The organism is Gryllotalpicola sp. CP2-P1 (assembly GCF_057512245.1).
Window position 1 is genome coordinate 1 of the sequence record NZ_JBLRDT010000388.1, and the last position, 1,209, is coordinate 1,209.

The following is a 1,209-nucleotide window of genomic DNA, read 5'->3' on the forward strand; positions in this document are numbered from 1 at the left end:
GCGGAAGCTCGGGCGGCTCGGGGTCTTCTTCCGGCGGGTCGTCGGGCGGGTCATCCGCCCCCGCTCCCCAGACGGGGAACGGCGCACCCAATGCCGCCATCGTGAACCAGGCGATCGCTTACGCGCGCGCGCAGATCGGCAAGCCGTACGTCTTCGGCGGCGCCGGCCCGAACTCGTTCGACTGCTCGGGGCTCACGATGATGGCCTACTCGAGCGCGGGCGTCTACATCGGCGGGCACGGCGTGGGCATGCAGTACCGGCAGGCCGCCGCCCTCGGCCAGCTCGTGCCGCGCAGCCAGGCCCAGCCCGGCGACCTCATCTTCTGGGGAACCGCGCCGTACGACCTGTACCACGTGGGGCTCTACATCGGTAACGGCATGATGATCGCCGCCCCGCAGGCCGGCGAGAACGTCAAGGAGCAGCCCGTCTGGGGCGCACCGATCTCGGTCGTCGCGCGCCCGTCGATGGGTCGCTGACATACGACGAACCCCCGGGGATTCCTCCACCGGGGGTTCGTGAGCGGGCTCAGTGGCCCTGCGTCTTCAGGCGCTCGATGGCCTCTTCGACGAGCTTCTCGGCATCGGCCGCCGAGCCCCACTCGTCGACCTTGACCCACTTGCCCGGCTCGAGGTCCTTGTAGTGCTCGAAGAAGTGCTGGATCTCCTTCTTCGTGTACTCGGGAATGTCGTCGACGTCCTGGATGTGGCTCCAGCGCGGGTCCTTGTACTGCACGGCGATGACCTTGTCGTCGCCGCCCGCCTCGTCGCTCATGTGCAGCACGCCCACCGGGCGCACCTTGACCCCGACGCCCGGGAACAGCGGGTAGTCGAGCAGCACGAGCACGTCGAGCGGGTCGCCGTCTTCGCCGAGCGTGTTCTCGAAGAAGCCGTAGTCGGTCGGGTACGTGAAGTTCGTGAAGAGCACGCGGTCGAGGTAGACCCGGCCGGTCTCGTGATCGACCTCGTACTTGTTGCGGCTGCCGCGCGGAATCTCGATGACGGCGTCGTAGCTGTTGGTCATGCCGCTAACTTTAGTCAGTGCCCACAGACGCCGACGCGCGCCGGCCGCGCCTCACGCCCGCCATCGCGGACGTGCGCCGCGCGGTGCGCGGCTCGTTCTCGGGGCTTGCGGATGCCTCGCTGGTGCTCGTCGCGCTGAGCGGGGGCGCCGACTCGTTGGCGCTCGCGGCCGCCACCGCCTTCGAGGCGC

2 protein-coding genes and 1 pseudogene are annotated in these 1,209 nt (G+C 69.2%); 2 read left to right on the forward strand and 1 reads right to left on the reverse strand.

Annotated features, from left to right (window positions below):
- Positions 1–476 (forward strand): C40 family peptidase (locus ACM2XV_RS15440; RefSeq protein ID WP_487027590.1); only part of this gene is annotated, 476 nt, incomplete at its 5' end.
- Positions 477–525: 49 nt separating this feature from the next.
- Here the strand turns inward: ACM2XV_RS15440 and ppa are convergent.
- Entirely contained in the window at positions 526–1,020 is a 495-nt protein-coding gene (gene ppa, locus ACM2XV_RS15445; protein ID WP_487027591.1) for an inorganic diphosphatase, read from the reverse strand.
- Positions 1,021–1,037: 17 nt separating this feature from the next.
- On the opposite strand from ppa, the pseudogene ACM2XV_RS15450 reads away from it, so the two are divergent.
- Positions 1,038–1,209, forward strand: a pseudogene (locus ACM2XV_RS15450) (tRNA lysidine(34) synthetase TilS); the annotation flags it as partial.